The sequence below is a fragment of the Bacillus sp. FSL P4-0290 genome (assembly GCF_037975435.1).
In the GTDB taxonomy this organism is placed as follows: Bacteria; Bacillota; Bacilli; order Bacillales; family Bacillaceae; genus Bacillus; species Bacillus subtilis.
Genome location: NZ_CP150253.1, coordinates 3,233,109 through 3,254,906, shown reverse-complemented (window position 1 = coordinate 3,254,906; position 21,798 = coordinate 3,233,109). Strand labels below are relative to the sequence as shown.

25 protein-coding genes and 1 pseudogene are annotated in these 21,798 nt (G+C 45.7%); 19 read left to right on the top strand and 7 right to left on the bottom strand.

Translation table 11 applies throughout. The annotated features are described in order from the left end of the window. Window positions 1-3 precede the first annotated feature (3 nt). The 3 genes from MKY10_RS17100 to MKY10_RS17090 all read left to right on the top strand — a co-directional run bounded on the left by MKY10_RS17100 (window position 4) and on the right by MKY10_RS17090 (window position 1,903). On the top strand, window positions 4-948 hold the full coding sequence (locus MKY10_RS17100) for an N-acetylmuramoyl-L-alanine amidase (RefSeq protein ID WP_339225961.1): 945 nt from the start codon (window positions 4-6) through the stop codon (window positions 946-948). Between the two features lie 18 nt (window positions 949-966). Continuing rightward, window positions 967-1,224 carry a holin gene (locus tag MKY10_RS17095; protein ID WP_339225960.1) on the top strand — a complete coding sequence of 86 codons (258 nt, stop codon included), beginning with the start codon at window positions 967-969 and terminating at the stop codon, window positions 1,222-1,224. A 121-nt stretch (window positions 1,225-1,345) separates the two neighbouring features. Further along, window positions 1,346-1,903, top strand: coding sequence for a hypothetical protein (locus MKY10_RS17090; RefSeq protein WP_326070219.1), 558 nt, complete (start codon window positions 1,346-1,348; stop codon window positions 1,901-1,903). Window positions 1,904-1,942: 39 nt separating this feature from the next. Here MKY10_RS17090 and MKY10_RS17085 read toward each other — a convergent pair whose 3' ends face one another. From MKY10_RS17085 to MKY10_RS17075, 3 genes are read right to left on the bottom strand one after another with little or no spacing between them, the layout of a single operon-like run. Further along, window positions 1,943-2,575, bottom strand: a complete 633-nt coding sequence (locus MKY10_RS17085) for a hypothetical protein (protein ID WP_339225959.1) — start codon at window positions 2,573-2,575, stop codon at window positions 1,943-1,945. Continuing rightward, the gene (locus MKY10_RS17080; protein ID WP_339225958.1) at window positions 2,562-3,746 is read right to left on the bottom strand and encodes an FtsK/SpoIIIE domain-containing protein; all 1,185 of its coding nucleotides are present in this window, start codon (window positions 3,744-3,746) and stop codon (window positions 2,562-2,564) included. The genes MKY10_RS17085 and MKY10_RS17080 overlap by 14 nt, the downstream gene beginning before the upstream one ends. Window positions 3,747-3,758: 12 nt before the next feature. After that, window positions 3,759-4,046, bottom strand: a complete 288-nt coding sequence (locus MKY10_RS17075) for a hypothetical protein (protein ID WP_339225957.1) — start codon at window positions 4,044-4,046, stop codon at window positions 3,759-3,761. Between the two features lie 269 nt (window positions 4,047-4,315). Here MKY10_RS17075 and MKY10_RS17070 point away from each other — a divergent pair, with 269 nt between their 5' ends. The 4 genes and pseudogenes from MKY10_RS17070 (at window position 4,316) to paiB (ending at window position 6,326) form a co-directional block, all read left to right on the top strand. Next, window positions 4,316-4,549 carry a helix-turn-helix transcriptional regulator gene (locus MKY10_RS17070; protein WP_259606945.1) on the top strand — a complete coding sequence of 78 codons (234 nt, stop codon included), beginning with the start codon at window positions 4,316-4,318 and terminating at the stop codon, window positions 4,547-4,549. Window positions 4,550-4,724: 175 nt separating this feature from the next. Further along, window positions 4,725-4,820, top strand: a pseudogene (locus MKY10_RS17065) (iron-sulfur cluster assembly accessory protein); the annotation flags it as partial. A gap of 340 nt (window positions 4,821-5,160) precedes the next feature. Further along, window positions 5,161-5,679 carry a spermidine/spermine N(1)-acetyltransferase gene (gene paiA / locus MKY10_RS17060; protein WP_014477872.1) on the top strand — a complete coding sequence of 173 codons (519 nt, stop codon included), beginning with the start codon at window positions 5,161-5,163 and terminating at the stop codon, window positions 5,677-5,679. Between the two features lie 23 nt (window positions 5,680-5,702). Next, window positions 5,703-6,326, top strand: coding sequence for a protease synthase/sporulation negative transcriptional regulator PaiB (paiB, locus tag MKY10_RS17055; RefSeq protein WP_044052465.1), 624 nt, complete (start codon window positions 5,703-5,705; stop codon window positions 6,324-6,326). Window positions 6,327-6,397: 71 nt separating this feature from the next. Here the strand turns inward: paiB and guaC are convergent, their stop codons facing one another. After that, window positions 6,398-7,378: a GMP reductase gene (gene guaC / locus MKY10_RS17050; RefSeq protein ID WP_029725886.1), complete on the bottom strand. Its 981-nt coding sequence runs from the start codon at window positions 7,376-7,378 to the stop codon at window positions 6,398-6,400. A 277-nt stretch (window positions 7,379-7,655) separates the two neighbouring features. Between guaC and MKY10_RS17045 the strand changes: the two genes are divergently transcribed. Further along, complete coding sequence (locus tag MKY10_RS17045) at window positions 7,656-7,796, top strand: hypothetical protein (protein WP_003228723.1); 141 nt, start codon at window positions 7,656-7,658, stop codon at window positions 7,794-7,796. Window positions 7,797-7,834: 38 nt separating this feature from the next. On the opposite strand, the gene yumC is transcribed toward MKY10_RS17045, so the two are convergent. Further along, window positions 7,835-8,833 carry a ferredoxin--NADP reductase 2 gene (gene yumC, locus MKY10_RS17040; protein WP_015251312.1) on the bottom strand — a complete coding sequence of 333 codons (999 nt, stop codon included), beginning with the start codon at window positions 8,831-8,833 and terminating at the stop codon, window positions 7,835-7,837. A gap of 331 nt (window positions 8,834-9,164) precedes the next feature. On the opposite strand from yumC, the gene MKY10_RS17035 reads away from it, so the two are divergent. The 4 genes from MKY10_RS17035 to spsC all read left to right on the top strand — a co-directional run bounded on the left by MKY10_RS17035 (window position 9,165) and on the right by spsC (window position 11,835). Further along, window positions 9,165-10,385 (top strand): NAD(P)/FAD-dependent oxidoreductase, encoded by a 1,221-nt coding sequence (locus MKY10_RS17035; RefSeq protein WP_010886605.1) that lies wholly within the window; start codon window positions 9,165-9,167, stop codon window positions 10,383-10,385. Between the two features lie 172 nt (window positions 10,386-10,557). Continuing rightward, entirely contained in the window at window positions 10,558-10,701 is a 144-nt protein-coding gene (locus tag MKY10_RS17030) for a YuiA family protein (RefSeq protein WP_003243733.1), read from the top strand. Between the two features lie 53 nt (window positions 10,702-10,754). Continuing rightward, window positions 10,755-11,075 carry a YuiB family protein gene (locus tag MKY10_RS17025; RefSeq protein WP_003243877.1) on the top strand — a complete coding sequence of 107 codons (321 nt, stop codon included), beginning with the start codon at window positions 10,755-10,757 and terminating at the stop codon, window positions 11,073-11,075. A 103-nt stretch (window positions 11,076-11,178) separates the two neighbouring features. After that, window positions 11,179-11,835, top strand: a complete 657-nt coding sequence (spsC, locus tag MKY10_RS17020; protein ID WP_015251313.1) for a stationary phase survival protein SpsC — start codon at window positions 11,179-11,181, stop codon at window positions 11,833-11,835. Between the two features lie 29 nt (window positions 11,836-11,864). On the opposite strand, the gene MKY10_RS17015 is transcribed toward spsC, so the two are convergent. Next, window positions 11,865-12,341 carry a divergent PAP2 family protein gene (locus MKY10_RS17015; RefSeq protein WP_003244337.1) on the bottom strand — a complete coding sequence of 159 codons (477 nt, stop codon included), beginning with the start codon at window positions 12,339-12,341 and terminating at the stop codon, window positions 11,865-11,867. 157 nt (window positions 12,342-12,498) lie between these two features. Here MKY10_RS17015 and MKY10_RS17010 point away from each other — a divergent pair, with 157 nt between their 5' ends. Then, window positions 12,499-14,001: a leucyl aminopeptidase gene (locus MKY10_RS17010; protein ID WP_015251314.1), complete on the top strand. Its 1,503-nt coding sequence runs from the start codon at window positions 12,499-12,501 to the stop codon at window positions 13,999-14,001. A 146-nt stretch (window positions 14,002-14,147) separates the two neighbouring features. Next, the gene (locus MKY10_RS17005) at window positions 14,148-15,476 is read left to right on the top strand and encodes a Na+/H+ antiporter family protein (protein ID WP_003228736.1); all 1,329 of its coding nucleotides are present in this window, start codon (window positions 14,148-14,150) and stop codon (window positions 15,474-15,476) included. A 69-nt stretch (window positions 15,477-15,545) separates the two neighbouring features. On the opposite strand, the gene MKY10_RS17000 is transcribed toward MKY10_RS17005, so the two are convergent. Continuing rightward, window positions 15,546-16,148: a biotin transporter BioY gene (locus MKY10_RS17000; protein WP_048654917.1), complete on the bottom strand. Its 603-nt coding sequence runs from the start codon at window positions 16,146-16,148 to the stop codon at window positions 15,546-15,548. Between the two features lie 100 nt (window positions 16,149-16,248). On the opposite strand from MKY10_RS17000, the gene MKY10_RS16995 reads away from it, so the two are divergent. The 5 genes from MKY10_RS16995 to MKY10_RS16975 all read left to right on the top strand — a co-directional run bounded on the left by MKY10_RS16995 (window position 16,249) and on the right by MKY10_RS16975 (window position 21,776). Next, window positions 16,249-16,845 (top strand): sulfite oxidase-like oxidoreductase, encoded by a 597-nt coding sequence (locus MKY10_RS16995; RefSeq protein WP_003228739.1) that lies wholly within the window; start codon window positions 16,249-16,251, stop codon window positions 16,843-16,845. Window positions 16,846-17,058: 213 nt separating this feature from the next. Then, window positions 17,059-17,928: a ferri-bacillibactin esterase BesA gene (gene besA, locus MKY10_RS16990; protein ID WP_032722448.1), complete on the top strand. Its 870-nt coding sequence runs from the start codon at window positions 17,059-17,061 to the stop codon at window positions 17,926-17,928. A gap of 192 nt (window positions 17,929-18,120) precedes the next feature. Next, a complete protein-coding gene (locus tag MKY10_RS16985; protein ID WP_014480725.1) occupies window positions 18,121-18,906 on the top strand; it encodes a 2,3-dihydro-2,3-dihydroxybenzoate dehydrogenase in 786 nt (261 codons plus the stop codon). A gap of 25 nt (window positions 18,907-18,931) precedes the next feature. Next, window positions 18,932-20,128 carry an isochorismate synthase DhbC gene (gene dhbC, locus MKY10_RS16980; RefSeq protein WP_015251317.1) on the top strand — a complete coding sequence of 399 codons (1,197 nt, stop codon included), beginning with the start codon at window positions 18,932-18,934 and terminating at the stop codon, window positions 20,126-20,128. A gap of 28 nt (window positions 20,129-20,156) precedes the next feature. After that, the gene (locus tag MKY10_RS16975; RefSeq protein ID WP_044052466.1) at window positions 20,157-21,776 is read left to right on the top strand and encodes a (2,3-dihydroxybenzoyl)adenylate synthase; all 1,620 of its coding nucleotides are present in this window, start codon (window positions 20,157-20,159) and stop codon (window positions 21,774-21,776) included. The last annotated feature ends 22 nt before the right edge of the window (window positions 21,777-21,798 follow it).

Here is a 21,798-nt window from a genome sequence, read left to right as displayed (position 1 = left end):
AAAATGGCGATTTCAGTACGCAAGAATCTGGTCGCATCAAGTAAGTATTCCGTTAAGTGTCCGTATTCAATGGATGCGAAGTACATTACGTTCCACAATACGGCGAACGACGCTTCAGCGGACGCAGAGATTCGGTACATGATCGGAAACAACAACGAAGTGTCATATCATTTCGCGGTGGACGATAAGGAGGTCGTACAAGGCATTCCGACAGATCGAAACGCGTGGCATACCGGAGATGGTAACGGAGCAGATTCCGGAAACCGTACGTCTATCGGCGTCGAGGTTTGCTATTCGAAGTCAGGCGGCGCTAGGTACAAAGCGGCCGAAAAGCTTGCGATTAAATTTATCGCGCAATTATTGAAAGAGCGTGGCTGGGGCGTTGATCGCGTACGTAAGCACCAAGACTGGTCCGGAAAATATTGCCCGCACAGGGTTCTCGCTGAAGATCGTTGGGAAGAAGTAAAAGCGGATATTGCGGCGGAACTTAAAGCACTCGGCGGTAAATCAACGTCATCTTCATCCGCGAAGAAATCAGCGCCTAAAGCTTCCGGATCTACCTATACCGTCAAGAAAGGCGATACACTTTCTGAAATTGCGGAGAAAACAGGCGTAAGTGTGGCGAAGCTTCAATCGTACAACGGCATCAAGAACGCGAATAAAATTACGGTTGGGCAGGTGCTCAAGCTTAAAGGCGGTTCAACGTCAACCTCTAAAGGAAAGAAATACGTTTACCTTCCGGCTTCGGCCGATTCTTGGCGTATCTATCCGACTAACAAAGCGCCGGTTAAAGGAAATGAATGCGGCTACTTGCGTCCTAAGAAATTCGGCGGCCTGAAATACGAAGTCCTTGCGAACCCTCAAACGGACGTCTATACGATCAAAACGGATCAGTTCGGAAAAGTAAATATCTACGCTGCGAAATCAACTGGCGCAACAGTAAAATAACGAAAGGGAGACGATACTATGCAAGACGTTTTAATTTTCGCGACTGTACTGGCGCCTATTCTAACGGCGCTTGTTCAACTCGTTAAGAAAACGGTTAAGCTTCCGACTAATGTAATCCCGGCTTTAAGCTTCGTGATTGGCATCGGACTTGGTGCGGTTGCTTATCCGTTTACTGACCTCGACTCGGTGCTGCGATTATGGGCTGGCGGCTTTGCGGGATTAGCTGCGACAGGTCTTTTTGAACTCGGAGCCAAGCGCGAAGGCACAACGAAATAATAACGAAACTTTTAGCGAGTGCTTACGTATGATAACGTAGGTGCTCGCGTACATAAAAACTCATTGCGTATAAGTTTGGCGCCGTAGTATAATTTTACTAACATACGACGGAGGTATTCCTATGCGGAAGATGCTTTTATTGTTACTTTCTGTACCACTTTTATTATTGTCGGCATGTAGTGAAGATAGCGTTAATACTGGTGCGGTGCAAAAAGAGGACAGCGCAGAAAGCAAGAAAGCCGAGCCTTTTAAAGTAACGGATAAAAACGTAAAGATGCTTATAGCGGATGAGCTTAAGGAAAAAGGAACAGAAGATACGGAAAAATTGAAGAAGCTTGATATCTTTGATGACGTAGACGAGAATAATCGAGGAATTAAAACCGTTAACGTTACTTTAAACGGAAGTAGTAATTTAACTAACAATATGGTGAAAAAGGGAATGCTTAAAGAGGGCGAAAAACTTTTTCCTAAGATTTTTGAAGATACTTCCGTCGGTAGGGTTTTAATAACGTGGGAATTTCCTTTGGAGGACGCAAAAGGCAACTCATCTTTTGAAAAAGTCCTATCGATTCAGCTAGAGCGAAAAACCGCCGATGAAATAAACTGGAAAGAATTCAAATACAAGAATTTCGAAATAGTTGCCGACAGTTATTTCGAACATCAAGCGTTTAAAAAGTAACAATCCACGCCCTATCCTTCGCGGATGGGGCGATTTTTTTTATGCAGACGATTGCTTTTCTTTCGGCTTTGTTATCGACCGAATGAACGCGGTGAATGTCGGCGCCTGAAATACCTTAAACGGAAACGAAGGCAGCCCGTATCGCGTGTCCGATAGAATCAGTACGTGCGGAAACATTATCCGCTCGGGATTCTGCCACGCTTCCAGCGCAATAATGCCCGACTGGAAAAACGCTTCGTACCGGTCTAACTTTTCGCGCATCTGTTTTTCCGAATAGATTGACCGCTGCACCTCGATAAAGAAAGGCGTCCGCCGATATAACGCAAATATATCCGGCTCGACCGTACCTTTATCGCCGTACTTCGGCTCCACCAAGAACGACTCCAACGCCTGCCCTCGCATCTCCTTATATACGTTACCTATCGCAAGAAAATGATCGATCTTGGCGCTGTTCTTTTTCATCGTTGTTTCGCCGCCAAAGTAAACGTAAGGCTGGCGCGCCGTAGATCGCTGAATATGTCCGTCTCTAAGTAACCGCAGCAGAACGTTATTGGCTGCGTATTTTGGTCTGCGCAAATTTCCGAAATGTAGCTCGGCAATCATATCGCGATCCATTACGCGAAATTTATTAAGGTCCGCAATGATCGCTTTATCTCGGTTAGTAAGGGCCATCGATAAACACGTCCTTTTCCGTTAATATTTCCGGCTCGGCTGCCGGTGGTTGCGGTGGCGGGCCGTCAACAAAACGGTTATTCCAGTTGTCGATCCGATACGCGTCGAGAATCTTATCGGCGTTCTCTTCCGATAAATAAGGCGCCTGCAGTTCGGTTAGTTCATCGCGTTTAATTACGAACCTGCCGGGCGTCGTTTTGCTAATCCGTTCACTTCCAGGCGTACCGATAATTTTTGCGTTAGATGCGTCCGTAGTACGAAAGCCCACCCTAACCGTTAATAAGCTGCGTATTTTTGTATCGAGGATATCGTGAGAAGGTCGCTGCAAGCTTAAGATTACGTAAATACCAAGCGCTCGCCCAAGCGATACTAACTGAACGATGATCTTTCGCATTTCTTTATCGTCCATTATCATAACGATCTCGTCGATGCAAAGCAGGATATAAGGTGGCTTAATCGTGGTCGGTAGTTTATCGACATGCGTAACGCTATGTTTGTTTAACGTCTCGCTGCGCTTTTTTAATTCAATCGCAAGAAAGGAGAGCATAACGGCGAGGTCTTCCGGATATACACATACGCTTTTTACGTGGCCGACACGTTTGAATAAGTGAAATTCACTCATCTTCAGATCGCCTAAATAAAGGTGAAGCTCGTCGGACGTCTTGTGTTGGATGAGCGTTGTCAAAATACTACGGAGCTGCGTACTTTTCCCTGCGCCGGGCTCTCCGGATATAAGGCAGTTAGGTTCCGTTATTGCGTCGTAAACCATCCAATTTCCGTTTATATCCCTTCCACAAACAATCGGCAGCCCTTTACCGACCAAAGCCGGCCCTATATTCGAGAAGCTATACGGCAGGGCTCCGGCTTGTGGACGTTTGTATATCGTTAATACGTACTTCTTAAGCTCGCCTTTTAACTCGATACTTTCCCCGAACACTTGCTTAAAAACGTACACCTTTTTCGCGACGTCTTTCGGGTCCATACCGTTGAGTAGCGTGAAGACATAACGCGTGAAATGTTCGTTTATAGTGACGTCATGAATCTTAGGATATCGTCGCGCCTCCTTACCGTTAGACAGCCGATTTCCGATATACAGATTCGCAGCGTTAAAAGCATATTTCAGCGTATTTTTAGCGTGCATAGAACGGAGCATATCTAATACTTTCGGCAAGGTGATCGCCTCCTATAACGTGGTGAAGAACCGAATCAATAAAGCGAAATATCCAACGGGTAGGCCGATCTTAAGCAAGCCGTTAAGCGCGTCCGCAATATACGAGAATTTACCGCCAAACAAGCGTCCCTCTAACCAAGCTGCGCCTATACAGACAAGACCGGCTCCGCCAACCAAAACGTACAAGCCGACTACCTCCGGAGACATATCGAAAAATCCCTCTAACGTTAATCCCGGCACAAACGAAAAAGCTCGCGTTCCTCGGTCGTTCTTTCGTTTCGTTTTACTCAACTCTCTCACTCCTTAACAAGTTTTGCGATTCCTTTTATACCGGCGTTTATCCGGCCTAAAGTGCGGTAGGTTAACACGGTTGTAACCGTTACGGAGTTTTGTTTTAAGTGCGGTCGATTATCTATAAGCGTAAGGGAATCGTCTGTGTAGCTACCGTGTAGGTGCTGTGTAGTAAACGTTACGCTGCGTCGTTTGTCCAGTATGTCATTTTCTTTCGCGAGGTATAAAAAATGACGTTATGGACAAGGCTGTTTTTAAAAACGGGAGAGGGTGCGGACATGTTTTCGTTTTTCAATATCGGCAAGCCTCGGACAAGGTTCGGAAAGTGGATTGATCGAGAAGGAATTACGCAAATTGAAATCGAGGAAAAGGCGAAGCTTAGTCGCGGGACAGTCTCGAAATTATGTAACGATACCGAGTACGTCCCGAAGCATTCGACGTGGTCGAAGATAGAACGGGCTCTCAAATCGATGGGGTACGAAGTGGATCGCGAGGATTATTTTAGCGGTTAATTTTCGGGATGTGGATAACAACGCTTGTCTTGTTCGGAAAAATTGTGTAATATGTGGATAACGAAAAAAACCGTCATTGAAACGGTAATCATCGAGCGCGAAATACAATAACGTCACTGTTTCCGCGGCTTAAACGTTGATAAACTAGCGTTTCGGCCATCGGGAATAGGATTCCGGCTTCACCATCGACAATCCAAACGCCATCGCTTCATGCGGCTGCGGTTCTTCGTTCAGAACAGCAACGAATGCAGGCAAGCCTGAAGAGTGCTAAGCACTAAAAACGGATAGCAACTATTACTGACGCTTTTCTTAGCGATAAATCATCGTTAAGGGAGGCGTTTTTATTATGGGGAAATGATGCAGAGAGTTCCGGGGACTTCGGCAAGAGAAACGCTGCTTTGTTGTTTGATTTTTGTTGTAAATACAGCAAAGTTACGCTATATTTAATGTGGGGTATATTTTATTGCATTTGCAACAAAATCACGATAGGGAGTTGATGATGAAGAAGATTTTTGGAATGGTAACAAGGTCAGTATCTGTTCCGTGTTTAAATATATTAAAAAAGGGACACAAGACAATTGAATTTTAAATAAAGGGGCTGAATCCGAACAATGAGTGTAAAAATGAAAAAATGCAGCCGGGAAGATTTACAAACACTTCAACAATTGAGTATTGAAACATTCAATGACACTTTTAAAGAACAGAACTCACCTGAAAATATGAAAGCCTATTTAGAAAGCGCATTTAACACTGAGCAGCTGGAAAAAGAGTTATCCAATATGTCTTCGCAATTCTTTTTTGTTTACTTTGATCATGAAATCGCTGGATATGTAAAGGTCAATATCGATGATGCTCAGTCTGAAGAAATGGGTGCTGAATCACTTGAAATCGAGAGAATTTATATAAAGAACAGCTTTCAAAAACATGGGCTTGGCAAACATCTGCTGAATAAAGCGATAGAAATTGCGCTGGAACGTAATAAAAAGAACATTTGGCTAGGTGTGTGGGAAAAAAATGAAAATGCCATTGCCTTTTATAAGAAAATGGGGTTTGTTCAGACCGGCGCCCACTCTTTTTATATGGGTGATGAAGAGCAAACGGATTTAATCATGGCTAAAACACTCATATAATATTTTTCGAAGGGTGGATGATGATGTATATTCCAAAATATTTTAAAGTCACAAATGCTGAAGAAATTTGGAATTTTGTACAAGAAAACTCCTTTGGTACGGTTGTCACAACAGAACAAGGAAAACCAATTGCCACACATTTGCCGTTAGGATTCAATAAAAAAGACGATCATTACTATATTACGGGGCATTTCGCTTATGGAAATCCTCAGTGGAGAACGTTTGAAGCCTGTGAAGATGTGCTTGTGATGTTTCAGGGACCGCACGCTTATATTTCTTCTTCATGGTATTCGTGCGAAAATGTTCCGACGTGGAATTATCAGGCTGTCCACATGTATGGAAAAGCAAGTATGTTAGAGAAAGATGAATTAGCAGAAGAATTAACAATCATGCTGGAGAAATACGAAAAACATCGTGACAATCCTGTTTTATGGGATAAGCTTTCTCCAAAACTCTTAGAACGTGAATTGAAAGGTATCGTTGGATTTAAGATTAAGGTGGAAGACATTCAAGCGGCATATAAATTAAGCCAGAACCGAAATGAAACGGATTATATGAACATCATTGAACAGTTGCAAAATGAAGAAAATCCAAATGCAAAACAAATGGCAGAACTGATGACAGATACATTCAAAAAGCGAATATAAGCATATTTTGCTGAAGAAGTAGCAGAAAACGCCAAGTCAAGCGTCGCCGCTGACTTGGCGTTTTTTTATGATTAATATTTATCCCCATTAAAAATGGAATTCTTCACAATTACATAATCCACATTGCGGATGGCGTCAAGCTTTGTTCCGCCTGCATAAGAAATAGAAGATTGAAGATCCTGCTCCATTTCAATCAGTGTATCCTTGATTGAGCCTTTATGCGCCACGTGCATTTTTTTGCCTTCGACATTTTTCTTTTCGCCTTTTTGGAATTCAGAGGCTGAGCCGAAGTACTCCTTGTAAAGCTTTCCGTCTTTTTCGATCGTTTGGCCTGGCGATTCTTCGTGTCCGGCAAATAGTGAACCGATCATGACCATCGTTGCGCCGAATCGGATTGATTTTGCGATGTCGCCATGGGTGCGGATGCCGCCATCCGCGATAATCGGTTTGCTGGCAGCCTTGGCACACCAGCGCAGCGCCGCTAATTGCCAGCCGCCTGTGCCGAAGCCGGTTTTGATTTTCGTAATACATACTTTTCCCGGTCCGATGCCGACTTTAGTGGCATCCGCTCCCGCATTTTCAAGCTCTCTGACCGCTTCCGGCGTTCCGACATTGCCAGCAATAACAAAGCTGTCCGGCAAATGTTTTTTAAGGTGCTGGATCATTTCAATGACAGCATTTGAGTGCCCGTGAGCAATGTCAATTGTCACGTATTCAGGAGTCAGATTTTCTTCTGCCAGCTGGCGGACAAATTCATACTCCTCATCTTTGACGCCCACGCTGATAGAAGAGAATAACCCGCGTGCGTTCATATCTTTAATAAAATCAATTCGTGTCTCAGGCTCAAATCGGTGCATGACATAAAAGTAGCCATTTTCGGCTAATTGAATCGCTAGCTTCTCATCTATAATCGTCTGCATATTGGCAGGGACGACGGGCAATTTAAATGTACGTCCGCCTAAACGTACGGATGTATCACATTCTGAACGGCTATTCACAATGCATTTTGCAGGAATTAGCTGAATATCTTCGTAATCAAATACGTTTTCCATGGTTTTCACTCCTAAAAACGAATATTTAAAAGTATAATATATGAAATGTTCGCCTTCTATAATGTACTCTGTTTTATTTAGGATGTCAAACATTATGATTTGCTGGCAGGTGTGGTGCAAGTGCCGAAGCTTGTCATGCAGGGTGAGTTTAGGTATCATAGTTTTAACGAATGGTCTTAGAGAGCGGATCAAAACGCGAATGATATACGTTCAGCAAAGCTTGGTCGTTAGCACCAGGCTTTCTTTATGGCATGGACATGGGAAAGGAGCGAATAAGATGGCCCAAAACGAAGAAAAAACACCGAAGTCCCAAAAGATTCAGGACCGCATTATTATGGCAATGATCTGGGTAGTCGCAGCCCTTGTGATTGCGCTGGTTGTAGGAACTGCATTGAATTATATAAATATCTTCAAATAAAAAAGGAGCTGTGTCACAGACACAAGCTCCTTTTTTTATTATTTATTTTCAAAAAGACTTGTTGAGTGAAGAGGCTGTACGCGGGCTTTCGGGTCCATGTAAGCCTTGGCGTTGTTCACTGCTGTCGGTGCCTCACCGAAGCCGCTGGCAATCAGGTTGACTTTTCCTTCGTATGTACAAATGTCACCTGCTGCAAAGAAGCCTTCGATATTTGTTTCCATTGTTGATTTCACGACAATGGAATTTTTCTCGATGTCCAGGCCCCAGTTTTTGATCGGTCCAAGAGATGAAACGAAACCGTAGTTGACGATTAAGTCATCAATTTCTAAAATCTCTTTGCGGTCGCCTTTCACTTCTTCAAGCACTAGCTGTTCGATTTTGCCTTCGCCGATCAGCTCCGCAGGGACGAATGGTGTCAGGACATTAACCTTCGACGCATGAAGGTTTTCCACACTGTGCTCGTGCGCGCGGAACTTGTCGCGGCGGTGAATGATCGATACTTCTTTTGCGATTGGCTCAAGCATAAGCGCCCAGTCAACCGCGGAATCTCCACCGCCAAGGATCGCAACGCGTCTGCCGGAGAATTTTTGCAGATCATCAACGAAGTAATGGAGGTTTTTGCCTTCATACTGCTCGGCATTTTCAAGTTCCAGCTTTCTCGGTTTGAATGCGCCGTTTCCTGCAGTGATGATGACCGTTTTAGAGTAGTGGGTTTCTTCATTTGTTACAAGCTTAAACACGCCGTCCGCTTGTTTCTCAACAGATTCAACCGCTTGCTCCAGACAAATGGTTTGGTCGAATTTCGCCATTTGCTCTTTTAGGTTATTGATAAGCTCTTGCGCACGGATTTTCGGGAATCCCGCTACATCATATATATACTTCTCAGGGTATAGGGCGCTAAGCTGTCCGCCGAGCTGAGGCAGGCTTTCGATAATTTTGACGCTTGCCTGTCTCATCCCGCCGTAAAAAGCGGTGAATAAGCCGACCGGTCCCCCGCCTATAATTGTAATATCATAAACCTTTGTATCCTCTCGCATACGAAAATTGCCTCCTAAATGAAAATTGTTATTAATTATACCATATTGCCGTTCAAATTGACGAGTCAGCAGAAAAAATCGTAAGGATCTAACGTGCCCATCCGTTCTTGAAAATATTTCCGCAGGCCGCTACGATAATAACCAAATGAAATGATCTTTTTCTGAATGTTTCTTGGGCCAGCCGGATAAACATGATAATAGTGCTACGGGTAAGGACTTCACAAAAAACTTTTCAATATATTTCATAAAATCCCGCCAATAAGCTGAAGCTAACACAAATGATGATTTTATTATGGGTCTAACAAAAGCAAAAAAAGAGAAGGTGGATGTGATGGCATTGAATAAGCCCAAAATCGTGATTTTAGGTGCAGGATATGGCGGATTGATGACGGTGACAAGGCTGACGAAGTATGTCGGGCCGAATGATGCTGACATTACGCTTGTAAATAAACACAATTATCATTATGAAACGACATGGATGCATGAAGCGAGCGCGGGTACGCTCCATCATGACCGCTGCCGTTATCAGATAAAAGATGTAATCAACCAGTCACGGGTTAATTTTGTACAGGATACCGTAAAGGCAATCAAAATTGATGAGAAAAAAGTTGTGCTTGCGAATGGAGAATTGCAGTACGATTATTTAGTCATCGGGCTCGGCGCCGTGCCTGAAACGTTCGGCATTAAAGGCTTAAAAGAATATGCGTTTCCGATTGCCAACATCAACACGTCGCGCCTGCTGCGGGAACATATTGAGCTGCAGTTTGCGACTTACAATACGGAAGCGGAAAAACGGCCGGACAGGTTAACGATCGTTGTTGGCGGTGCCGGATTTACGGGAATTGAATTTCTTGGCGAGCTGGCTGCTCGCGTGCCGGAGCTCTGTAAGGAGTATGACGTTGACAGAAGTCTTGTCCGCATTATTTGTGTGGAAGCAGCGCCGACCGTTTTGCCGGGCTTTGATCCGGAACTTGTTGATTACGCCGTACATTATCTTGAGGAAAACGGAGTTGAGTTCAAGATCGGAACGGCTGTACAAGAATGTACACCAGAAGGAGTCAGAGTCGGCAAAAAAGATGAAGAACCAGAGCAGATCAAATCGCAAACCGTTGTATGGGCGGCAGGTGTCCGCGGCCATCCGATTGTGGAGGAAGCCGGTTTTGAAAATATGCGCGGCCGAGTCAAAGTCAACCCTGATCTCCGCGCCCCGGGACATGACAATGTCTTTATTCTCGGCGACAGCTCGCTGTTTATGAATGAAGATACAGAGCGTCCGTATCCGCCGACTGCGCAAATTGCAATGCAGCAGGGCATAACGGTCGCTAAAAACCTTGGCAGGCTTATTAAAGGCGGAGAGCTTGAGGAATTCAAGCCGGACATTAAGGGAACAGTGGCTTCTCTTGGCGAGCATAACGCGGTTGGGGTTGTTTATGGCAGAAAGCTGAAAGGCACGCCCGCTTCGTTTATGAAAAAAGTCATTGATAACCGCTCACTGTTTATGATTGGCGGACTCGGACTGACATTGAAAAAAGGCAAGTTCAAGTTTTTCTAAAAACCCGCGGAAGCGGGTTTTCTTTATTAAAAAACGCCAAAATAAAAAGAGAACGAGAGGAAAACAAGTATGTTTCCGCTTACATCAAAAGATTTGTCACATGATCTGACTTTATTGTTGACAGCTTGATATGGTATATTATCAGAAAATTAAGAAAAAGGGTGATGATTAGATGAAAACTGCAACGACAACCGCTTCACATGCATGCCCATTTTGTTCAGGGAAAGGATATTTTCAATTGATTCTCGGCGGTTCAGAGACTTGTCCGTCTTGCCAGGGGACAGGAAAAGACAGTCATTCTTTTTCCAGCCGTTGACTTTATTTCAGCCCCCGCGTTACACTAAAAACAACGCAGGGGGGTGGAATAGGTTGATTAGTCTGCCAGTCGTAATCATCTCAATTGTTTTGTTTTTTGTCTTGTTTTTTGGAATCGGTTTCTTATTAAACATGCTGCTGAGAATGTCTTGGATTATGGCTGTGATTTATCCAATTGTATGCCTTTTCATTATCAGCAAAGAAAAGCTGATCAGCTATGTCCAGTCGCCGGGAGAATCCTTTGCCAGCCTGTTTCATCGTGTCTTATCATTAGCGGCTGCTGATGTGCTGATTTTAGTCAGCGGTTTGGCCGGCGCCATCGTGTCCGGTATAGCGATCAACATGCTTAGAAAAAGAGGATATCAAATGTTTTAAATGCCGCTTTCTTCTAAAGAAAGCTTTTTTTATGCGTTCAGCTCATTCACCATTTTGAATAATGCTCTCTCCACTTGGGAACAATGATTCGGAGGAGAGGTGAATGATGTTGAATATGATCAGACGTTTGCTGATGACCTGTTTATTTCTGCTTGCATTTGGCACGACATTTTTATCAGTGTCAGGAATTGAAGCGAAGGACTTGTCAAAATGGGTGCAGGAACATCAGGAAAAGCACTTGAAGCATGCAGGACTGACATTAAAAGCATTGCAGCAGAAACAAACACAAACCACGTCCGCGGCTGAGGATAAAACAAAACCGTTAGAAGAGGCATTTGATTGGAATGAATATCCAGTCCAAAGAGTAACAGCAACAGGCTACACAGCAGGAGCTGAGTCGACGGGCAAAAATCCCGGTGATCCATTATACGGGCTTACATATTCAGGTGTGAAAGTGAAACGGGATTTATATTCCACGGTTGCTGCTGACCCGTCCGTTTTCCCGATCGGAACAATTTTATTCATTCCGAACTACGGTCTCGGAGTTGTGGCCGACACAGGATCAGCTATTAAGGGAAACCGCCTTGATCTGTACTTTGAGACAGTCAAAGATGTATACAATGAATGGGGCAAAAAAACCCTTGATGTATATGTGATTAAAAAGGGAACGGGAAAGATTACCGAGGATGAGCTTGAGAAGCTCAATGAAACAAAATCTTTGCAAGTGTTCAGAAATCAATATAAAACTGTGAAAGAATAAAACGCTCCAGCGAAAGCAGGAGCGTTTTTTTACATGAAAAAGTAAGCGAGTACCAATGTCAGTAAAATACCTGTTAATCCTCCGAAAAAGACTTCGATCGGCTGATGTCCGAGAAGCTCTTTCAGCTTTTTTTGCTTTTCTTTCTCTGCAGCCTTAGGGAAGTCCTTCGCTTCATTTACGAAACGGTTAAAATCAATAACAAGCTTATTAATGACTGTTGCCTGCTCACCGGCGTGGCGTCTGACGCCAGTTGCGTCAAACATGGTTATGACGGCGAAAATGGCGGAAACCGCAAAGAGTGAGGAGTCTAATCCATGCTCCAAGGCTACGCCTGTAGAAAGCGCAGTGACCGCTGCGGAGTGAGAGCTCGGCATGCCGCCTGTGCTTGTGACCAGCGACCAGTCCAGTTTTCTGGACACGATAAACTGTATGGGCACTTTGATGACCTGAGCAAAAATAATTGCGGCCAGGCTTGATAATAAAGGAAAATTCGTTAAAAGTTCCATCGGCGACATCCTTTCTATTTGAAAAATCCTTCGTGTTTCAAAAGAAAAAAGCAAGTCTTAGACTGTTGTTTGTTAAAATAAGTATAGTGGAAAGAATGTTTTTCCTATTATACCATTGTTCATTACAAATACCCATTACGTTAGGAGTGTAAGCCTCATGTTTTATGCGGTTCAACAATCAGAGCATACAGAAACCCTTGTGGTCGGGCTTTTTCAAAAAAGCCAGCTGACAGGAAAAGCGTTGGAAATTGATGAAATGCTCGAAGGCCATCTGACACAGCTTTTAAAAGAGGGTGATGTCTCTGCGAAACCGAATCAAGTATCAAAAGTATTCCCTCCATCTTCTGCGGGTATGAAACGGATTTATTTCGTTGGTCTGGGGAGAGAAGCTAATTATTCGTTTGAACAGGCGAAGGAACGTTTTGCTCATGTTTTTCAAGCCATTCATAAAGATCGAAAACAAGAAACTGCTGTCCTGCTTGATACGTTTATTTCGGAAGACGTGCCTCCAGCCGATGCCGCTCATGCTTTAGCTGAGAGCTGCCTGCTTGCTTCCTATGAGGTGCAGGATTATAAGCACAAATCAAATGAGCCTGACAAACAAATTGAAGCCGTGTATGTTGTAACAGATGAAGATACACAGGAAGTGCAGGCCGGGCTTCGCGTCGGCCAGGCATACGGACAAGGGACAAATTCGGCTAGAACGCTTGTGAATATGCCGGGAAACATGCTGACAGCGACTGACCTCGCTTCGTATGCTGAAGAGCTTGCGGCGAAATATGATTTTGAGTGTGAGATATTGGAGAAATCAGAGATGGAAGAGCTCGGTATGGGCGGAATACTTGCGGTAAACCAAGGCTCCACCGAACCGCCGAAAATGATTGTGTTGAAATATCAGGGCAAAAAGGAATGGGAGGACGTCGTCGGACTAGTCGGGAAAGGAATTACCTTTGACACAGGCGGCTACTCCATTAAAACGAAATCTGGAATTGTCGGCATGAAATCAGATATGGGAGGAGCAGCTGCGGTTCTCGGTGCTATGGAAACGATCGGAGAGCTTCGTCCTGAGCAAAACGTGCTGTGCGTTATTCCATCAACCGATAATATGATCTCCGGCGGGGCCATGAAGCCGGATGACGTGATCGTATCTTTAAGCGGAAAAACAATAGAAATCCTTAATACGGATGCTGAAGGAAGGCTAGTGCTTGCAGATGGCATTACATACGCGAAACAGCATGGCGCGTCAGTTCTTGTCGATGTAGCTACGCTTACCGGCGGCGTCGTTGTGGCATTAGGAACTGAAACAACCGGTGCAATGACAAATGATCAAAGCTTTTACCAGCAGGTAGCTGATGCTGCACAAGAGTGCGGCGAGGCAATCTGGCAGCTGCCGATAACAGAGAAGGATAAAAAACGCGTGAAGAGCAGCCAAATGGCGGATCTCAACAATTCACCGGGACGCGAGGGACATGCGATTATGGCAGGAACGTTTCTTGGTGAATTCGCTGAGTCAACACCTTGGGTTCACCTTGATATTGCAGGAACAGCGACTGCCAATAAAGCAACCTGCTTCGGGCCGGCCGGGGCTACTGGCGTTATGGCAAGAACACTGGCTACACTTGCGGAGCGATTTACATTGGAAGAAGATAAAAACGAGTAATGAAAAATCCCTGCTGTATGATGCGGCAGGGATTTTTACTTCCGAAATCTTTAGTTGACTAAAGTGGATCGGTTATGATACGATACGTTCGTACTTTATTTATCTACTACATTAGCAAACTAAAGGATTTTTGGAGGGGTATCATCATGAATGCAGTCGTCATCGCAGTCCTGCTTATGCTTGTATTAAGCCTGCTGCGTGTCAATATTGTTATCGCATTAATTATAGGCGCCTTGGCCGGCGGGTTAACAGGTGGGCTCGGTCTTGGCGAAACGGTTAAAGCTTTCACAGACGGTCTCGGCGGAAATGCCACCGTTGCAGTTAGCTATGCCATGCTTGGCGCGTTTGCCGCCGCTTTGACGAAAACAGGTCTTCCGGACGCAATGGTGGAAGCCTCCGTTAAATTAATCGGAAATAAAGAAGATTCTCGAAAAAAAGCACTGTCTAAGGTGCTGATTGTGCTGATTATTTTAATTGTATCTTGTTTTTCGCAAAACGTCGTTCCGGTTCACATCGCGTTTATCCCGGTGCTGATTCCGCCGCTTTTGAAAATCTTTAATGAACTTGAAATGGACCGCCGTCTGATCGCGTGTGTAATTACATTTGGCTTAACGGCTCCTTATATTTTGCTTCCGGTGGGTTTCGGCCAAATCTTCCAAGGCATGCTGAAGGACAATATGGCGGATGCCGGGTTAAACGTTCCGCTTGCTGACATTCCGTACGCACTGATTATTCCAGTTGCAGGTATGGTTGTCGGCCTTATTTTATCAGTGATCGTATACCGTAAACCGAAACAATATGAAACAAAAGACATTTCAGGTGCAGAAGCATCGCCATATACGAGAAAAAGCATTGGTATCGCGGTTCTAGCCATTGTTGTGTCACTCGGCGTCCAGCTTTACTTATCTCAGACTTTGGGAGTAGAAGGAATGATTATGGGGGCGCTCGCTGGTCTGATTGTTCTGTTTGTCAGTGGTGTGATGAAGCGTGATGAAGCGGACTCACTGATTACTGATGGAATGGTTTTAATGGCCTTTATCGGCTTTGTCATGCTTGTTGCAGCCGGGTTTTCAAACGTATTGACGAAAACCGGAGATGTCGAGTCACTGGTCAAAACGTCAGCTGGTTTTATCGGACACAGTCAGTCCTTGGGCGCATTGCTGATGCTCATTGTCGGCTTATTAATTACAATGGGGATCGGATCTTCTTTTGCGACGATTCCTGTTATCACAACCATTTTCGTGCCTCTATGCATGCAGCTTGGATTCAGCCCGATGGCAACGATTGCGATTATCGGAGCTGCTGCTGCCCTCGGCGATGCCGGTTCACCTGCCAGTGACAGTACGCTTGGGCCGACTTCAGGTTTGAGTGCGGACGGCCAGCATCACCACATTTGGGATACTTGTGTGCCGACATTTATATTTTATAATATTCCGCTTGTCATCTTTGGCTGGATTGCAGCGCTTGTTTTATAGGAAAAAGGCTCCCCTTTACTGGGGAGCCTTTTCTCGTTATGATAAAAAAACCGTCCAATAGAACGGTTTTTACGTAGATGATATGTGATTTCTGTTAAAGCCGGTTGCTTTATGAATAGAGCGGTAGATTGCTGGTGCGATAAACGACAGTATCACAGTCAGCGCTGTATCTTTTACCATAAACCAAATCATAAAGCCCCAAGCCGTGTCGTAGCTCACTGGCGTATGAATCCACAGCTTCAGTGCAAGATACATATAGGTAGTGCCGATGAGATACATGATCGCCGTTCCGATAAGTGAAGCAATGAGAAATCGAATTTTACTTGGCTGAATGTTTCGTTCTAAAAACCATCCCGCTGCAAATGCTGCCGGAATGTATGAGATAATAAACCCGCCGCTTTTCCCTGCAAACGGTGCGAAGCCTGCTGAAAATTGAGCAAACACAGGCGCTCCGGCCAATCCGACAAGTGCATATACAATCATGGCAATCGCTGCCCGTTTGCTGCCAAGAAGCAAAGCTGCCAAGAGACAGAAAAACGGCTGCATCGAAAGCGGAATGCCGGCTACTTGTAAAAAGGGTGCTACTGATGTAATGTTGGCCCCGACAGCCATAAGTGCGGCGAACATGCCAATCAGCGCCATATCTCCCGCACGAAGTTTACGTTGTTTCATCGTTGTTCCCCCTTAGGTTGACATACACAATCATAGAGTAATAAAGAACAAAAAGATTGTCAACATGATTTTAATTTAGGTTAACAAAAAGGAGGCCCATATGTATTTCGGAAAAACAAGACAGTCCGATCAATCTGGAAGAGTGCCGCCAAATCAAAACGTCACCACTTCATTTCCTGTGCTTCATACCGGAGATGTCCCATATTACGAAGATATGACGAAATGGAATCTTCAAGTATACGGTTTGGTTGACCATCCGATGCTGCTAAGCTTTGAAGATGTCAAAGCCTTTCCAAGGTATGAATCGAAAAACGACATTCATTGCGTCACGGGATGGTCAAGGCTTGATAATGTGTGGCAAGGCGTGCGGGCTTGTGATATAGCGGAAAAAGCGGGTGTAAAAGAAGAAGCGGGCTACGTCATTTTACATGCTGAAGAGGGCTGGACGACCAATCTGCCGCTTGATGATTTCTTAGCGGAAACTTCCCTTCTGGCTTATGCGCATAATGGCGAACCTTTAACCCCTGAACACGGCTTTCCGCTGCGGGGTGTATTTCCGCATCTGTATTTTTGGAAAAGCGCCAAGTGGCTGCGCGGCATCCAATTTACGAAAGAAAATCACCCTGGCTTTTGGGAGCGGAATGGCTATCACATGAGAGGCGACCCTTGGCAAAATCAAAGGTTTACATGGGATTAAGGTTCTATTTCAAATAGGACAATACGCATCTTTATTAGGTTTTTACTTCCATATTGATAGTCTGCAGGTACCTTATTTGATCAAGGTGCCTTTTTTATTCGGGAAAAAGTTGACTTTCTTTGGAAGAAAACCTATTATTTGAGGTGTCTAGTTGATAGTGAAAATCATTATCATACATTGCGGTTTAGTTTAAGGAGAGGAATGTCGTACTGCATGAAAGAGCAAACAACAGACCGGACAAATGGCGGGACATCAAACGCATTTACGATTCCTGGTACGGAAGTGCGTATGATGTCTTCACGCAATGAAAACCGTACCTATCACATTTTTATCTCGAAACCTAGTACGCCGCCGCCACCCGCTGGTTATCCTGTGATTTATCTGCTGGATGCCAATTCTGTCTTCGGAACGATGACGGAAGCCGTTCGAATACAGGGACGCCGACCCGAAAAAACCGGGGTGATCCCTGCAGTGATCGTCGGCATTGGCTATGAGACAGCGGAGCCGTTCTCCTCAGCACGCCACCGGGATTTTACAATGCCAACAGCCCAATCGAAGCTGCCGGAAAGGCCCGACGGCAGAGAATGGCCGGAGCATGGCGGAGCGGAGGGCTTTTTCAGATTTATTGAAGAGGATTTAAAACCGGAGATAGAACGAGATTACCAGATTGATAAAAAAAGACAAACAATCTTTGGCCATTCGCTCGGAGGGCTTTTCGTGCTGCAGGTGCTGCTAACAAAGCCCGATGCGTTTCAAACGTATATCGCGGGAAGTCCGTCCATTCATTGGAATAAACCGTTTATTCTCGAGAAAACGGACCATTTCGTCTCTCTCACCAAGACAAACAATCAGCCTATCAATATCCTGCTTGCCGCAGGAGAATTGGAGCAGCATCATAAAAGCCGGATGAACGACAATGCGAGGGAGCTTTATGAGCGGCTGGCCGTTTTATCTGAACAAGGCATACGGGCGGAATTTTGCGAGTTTTCAGGAGAAGGACATATTTCAGTTCTTCCTGTTTTGGTCAGCCGGGCGCTGCGTTTTGCGCTTCACCCTGACGGACCGCATCTTTCAATGGGCTGAGACATACTCAGCCTTGCCTTTAAAAAATATTTGTCACTGAAATTATATTTGACTGTCACATGACATTTGGATATGATTATTTTTATAATTGATAATGATAATCATTATCAATAGATTGCGTTTTTCAAGGCGCAGCAGTCTTTTGCGCTGGATGTCTGTTCGGCATTTAGAGCGAAGAAAGGAATTGATGATATGAATGCAAAGAGTATAGAGGGAAAAATTGCTTTTATAACAGGGGCTGCCCAAGGAATAGGCGAAGCTGTTGCGCGGACGCTTGCCAGTCAAGGCGCACATATTGCGGCAGTTGATTATAATCCTGAAAAGCTGGAAAAGGTTGTGAGCAGCCTCAAAGCAGAAGGCCGCCATGCAGAAGCTTTTCCTGCGGATGTGAGAGACAGCGCAGCGATTGATGAGATCACGGCGCGCATCGAACGTGAAATGGGGCCGATTGATATTTTAGTGAATGTAGCGGGTGTCCTTCGCCCGGGACTGATCCATTCGCTTAGCGATGAGGAATGGGAGGCGACGTTCTCAGTGAATTCGACTGGCGTATTTAACGCCTCGCGTTCAGTCAGCAAATATATGATGGACCGAAGATCGGGTTCGATTGTAACAGTCGGATCGAATGCTGCCGGTGTACCAAGAACATCTATGGCGGCATATGCGTCTTCAAAGGCTGCGGCTGTGATGTTTACGAAATGCCTTGGCCTTGAGCTTGCAGAATACAATATTCGCTGCAACATTGTATCTCCCGGATCAACGGAAACTGACATGCAGTGGTCATTATGGGCCGACGAGAATGGAGCGGAGCAAGTCATAAAAGGATCACTTGAGACATTTAAAACAGGGATCCCGCTCAAAAAACTAGCCAAGCCTTCGGATATTGCGGATGCGGTGCTCTTTTTGGTTTCTGGCCAGGCAGGGCATATTACGATGCATAATTTATGCGTAGATGGCGGCGCGACCTTAGGCGTGTAACTGAATTTAAAGGAGGTTCATGAGAATGTTGGATCAAAACGTTATAACAGAAACAAAAGCGGAGCATTTGCTTCATGAATATCAGCCGGGCGCCTTTTTCTTAGCGTCTCCTCATCGTGTACTGTTAGCGAAAGGTATATGTGAAATCGTACCGGAGGCAGACGGGCAAAACCAAATGGAAACCCTTTCTGGCCGAATTGCAGAGGCGTTACGTCAGGCAAAACAATCAGGGCAAAGCCGGCCGCTTGTTGTCGGGGCCGTTCCTTTTGATCAAGTAAAAGCAGCGCGGCTCGTTGTACCTGAAGAAGTGCGCTGGTCAGGACCGCTTCAATTTGATCATGAGGAAGAGGAACAGCAGGCTGGGCATACATACCACATAAAGCCTGTTCCTGAACCTGAGGATTATAAAAATGGTGTTGAACAAGGGCTGGCACGCATTGCCGATGGAACACTCAGCAAAATCGTTCTGTCCAGGTCGCTGCATTTGACATCGCCTGAACCGATTCAGACGGATGAATTGCTTCGCCATCTGGCTCAGCATAACTCGCATGGCTACACGTTTGCCGCAGACGTGTCCAGTCAGGAGGAAACGTCTCCCCACCGAACATTGCTCGGAGCAAGTCCGGAGCTTCTCGTTTCAAGGATGGGAACACAGGTCGTTTCCAACCCATTAGCCGGCTCAAGGCCGCGCAGTAATGATCCTGTTGAAGACCAGCGCCGGGCAGCTGAATTGCTTTCTTCCGCAAAGGATCTTCATGAGCACGCGGTTGTCGCTGACGCGGTTGCGGCAGCGCTGAGACCTTTCTGCCGGACGCTGGAGGTTCCGGAGAAGCCTTCACTGATCAAAACGGAAACGATGTGGCACCTGTCCAGCGTGATTAAGGGAGAGCTTTCCGACCCGTCTGTAACCGCACTTGAATTGGCGGCGGCGCTCCACCCGACGCCAGCCGTCTGCGGAACACCGACTGATCTTGCAAGAGAAGCGATTCTCAGCATTGAACCATTTGACCGCGGTTTCTTTACCGGCATGGTCGGATGGTGTGACGATGCCGGTGACGGAGAATGGACCGTGACCATCCGTTGTGCAGAAGCAGAAGAACGCTCACTCCGCCTGTATGCTGGAGCTGGTGTTGTGGCCGGTTCAAAGCCTGAGGACGAGCTTCAGGAGACGTCCGCAAAGTTTCGGACAATGCTGCGGGCAATGGGCGTGGATCACATATGAACAGAATGAATTGCTGGAGGGATACAACATGCTGAAAGGATTTACGCCTTGGCCTGATGAGTTAGCTGAGACCTATCGAAAGAACGGCTGCTGGGCCGGTGAGACGTTTGGAGATTTGTTAAGGGACCGGGCAGCCAAATATGGTGATCGCATTGCCATTACATGCGGAAACACCCATTGGAGCTATCGAGAGCTTGACACAAGAGCTGATCGCCTGGCTGCCGGATTTCAAAAGCTCGGCATTCAACAGATGGATCGTGTTGTGGTGCAGCTGCCAAATATCAAAGAGTTTTTTGAAGTCATTTTCGCGCTTTTCCGTCTGGGGGCGCTTCCAGTCTTCGCACTGCCTTCTCATCGAAGCAGTGAAATTACATATTTTTGCGAGTTTGCTGAAGCGGCTGCATATATCATTCCCGACGCTTATTCCGGTTTTGACTACCGTACGCTTGCCAGACAGGTTCAAAGTAAGCTGCCGACTTTGAAAAACATCATTGTCGCAGGTGAGGCAGAGGAATTTTTACCGCTGGAGGATTTGCATGCAGAACCTGTAAAACTGCCTGAAGTCAAATCATCGGATGTGGCGTTCCTCCAGCTTTCTGGCGGGAGCACCGGGCTATCGAAACTGATTCCGAGGACCCACGATGACTACATATACAGCCTGAAGCGGAGTGTGGAGGTCTGCTGGCTCAACCACAGCACGGTGTACTTGGCCGCGCTGCCGATGGCACACAATTATCCGCTGAGCTCACCCGGCGTTCTCGGCGTATTATACGCTGGAGGAAGAGTGGTATTATCTCCTTCTCCAAGTCCAGATGACGCATTTCCTTTAATTGAACGGGAAAAGGTCACGATAACCGCTCTTGTTCCGCCTCTTGCGATGGTATGGATGGATGCGGCATCCTCACGCCGTGATGATTTATCCAGCCTTCAAGTGCTGCAGGTCGGCGGTGCCAAGTTTAGTGCTGAAGCCGCGCGCAGGGTAAAAGCTGTTTTCGGCTGCACGCTGCAGCAGGTGTTCGGAATGGCAGAGGGTCTCGTCAATTATACGAGATTGGATGATCCTGAGGAGATCATTGTCAACACCCAAGGAAAACCGATGTCTCCATATGATGAAGTGCGTGTTTGGGATGATCATGATCGCGACGTAAAACCTGGTGAAACAGGCCATCTGCTGACGCGGGGGCCGTATACAATTCGAGGTTACTATAAGGCAGAAGAGCATAACGCCGCTTCATTTACTGAGGACGGTTTTTACCGTACGGGTGATATCGTCAGGCTGACACGAGACGGCTATATTGTCGTTGAAGGCCGGGCGAAGGATCAAATTAACCGTGGAGGAGAAAAGGTTGCGGCTGAAGAGGTAGAAAATCATCTGCTGGCGCATCCGGCTGTCCATGATGCGGCAATGGTCTCCATGCCTGATCAATTTCTTGGCGAAAGATCTTGTGTGTTCATTATTCCCCGGGATGAAGCCCCAAAAGCCGCAGAGCTTAAAGCATTTTTGAGAGAGCGCGGACTGGCGGCATATAAAATCCCTGATCGAGTTGAATTTGTCGAATCCTTCCCGCAGACAGGAGTAGGAAAAGTCAGCAAAAAAGCGCTCCGTGAAGCCATTTCCGAGAAGCTTCTTGCAGGATTAAAAAAATAAAACAACAATTTGAGAGGAAGTG

Bases quoted from the DNA above. Each gene is read 5' to 3' on its own strand.
- MKY10_RS17030 (WP_003243733.1), top strand. From the start codon at position 10,558: ATGAAAACTGCAACGACAACCGCTTCACATGCATGCCCATTTTGTTCA.
- MKY10_RS17010 (WP_015251314.1), top strand. From the start codon at position 12,499: ATGTTTTATGCGGTTCAACAATCAGAGCATACAGAAACCCTTGTGGTC.
- MKY10_RS17090 (WP_326070219.1), top strand. From the start codon at position 1,346: ATGCGGAAGATGCTTTTATTGTTACTTTCTGTACCACTTTTATTATTG.
- MKY10_RS17005 (WP_003228736.1), top strand. From the start codon at position 14,148: ATGAATGCAGTCGTCATCGCAGTCCTGCTTATGCTTGTATTAAGCCTG.
- spsC (WP_015251313.1), top strand. From the start codon at position 11,179: ATGATGTTGAATATGATCAGACGTTTGCTGATGACCTGTTTATTTCTG.
- MKY10_RS17035 (WP_010886605.1), top strand. From the start codon at position 9,165: ATGGCATTGAATAAGCCCAAAATCGTGATTTTAGGTGCAGGATATGGC.
- MKY10_RS16975 (WP_044052466.1), top strand. From the start codon at position 20,157: ATGCTGAAAGGATTTACGCCTTGGCCTGATGAGTTAGCTGAGACCTAT.
- yumC (WP_015251312.1), bottom strand. From the start codon at position 8,833: ATGCGAGAGGATACAAAGGTTTATGATATTACAATTATAGGCGGGGGA.
- MKY10_RS17045 (WP_003228723.1), top strand. From the start codon at position 7,656: ATGGCCCAAAACGAAGAAAAAACACCGAAGTCCCAAAAGATTCAGGAC.
- MKY10_RS17070 (WP_259606945.1), top strand. From the start codon at position 4,316: ATGTTTTCGTTTTTCAATATCGGCAAGCCTCGGACAAGGTTCGGAAAG.
- MKY10_RS17000 (WP_048654917.1), bottom strand. From the start codon at position 16,148: ATGAAACAACGTAAACTTCGTGCGGGAGATATGGCGCTGATTGGCATG.
- guaC (WP_029725886.1), bottom strand. From the start codon at position 7,378: ATGGAAAACGTATTTGATTACGAAGATATTCAGCTAATTCCTGCAAAA.
- MKY10_RS17085 (WP_339225959.1), bottom strand. From the start codon at position 2,575: ATGGCCCTTACTAACCGAGATAAAGCGATCATTGCGGACCTTAATAAA.
- MKY10_RS16985 (WP_014480725.1), top strand. From the start codon at position 18,121: ATGAATGCAAAGAGTATAGAGGGAAAAATTGCTTTTATAACAGGGGCT.
- dhbC (WP_015251317.1), top strand. From the start codon at position 18,932: ATGTTGGATCAAAACGTTATAACAGAAACAAAAGCGGAGCATTTGCTT.
- paiA (WP_014477872.1), top strand. From the start codon at position 5,161: ATGAGTGTAAAAATGAAAAAATGCAGCCGGGAAGATTTACAAACACTT.
- besA (WP_032722448.1), top strand. From the start codon at position 17,059: ATGAAAGAGCAAACAACAGACCGGACAAATGGCGGGACATCAAACGCA.
- paiB (WP_044052465.1), top strand. From the start codon at position 5,703: ATGTATATTCCAAAATATTTTAAAGTCACAAATGCTGAAGAAATTTGG.
- MKY10_RS17015 (WP_003244337.1), bottom strand. From the start codon at position 12,341: ATGGAACTTTTAACGAATTTTCCTTTATTATCAAGCCTGGCCGCAATT.
- MKY10_RS17100 (WP_339225961.1), top strand. From the start codon at position 4: ATGGCGATTTCAGTACGCAAGAATCTGGTCGCATCAAGTAAGTATTCC.
- MKY10_RS16995 (WP_003228739.1), top strand. From the start codon at position 16,249: ATGTATTTCGGAAAAACAAGACAGTCCGATCAATCTGGAAGAGTGCCG.
- MKY10_RS17095 (WP_339225960.1), top strand. From the start codon at position 967: ATGCAAGACGTTTTAATTTTCGCGACTGTACTGGCGCCTATTCTAACG.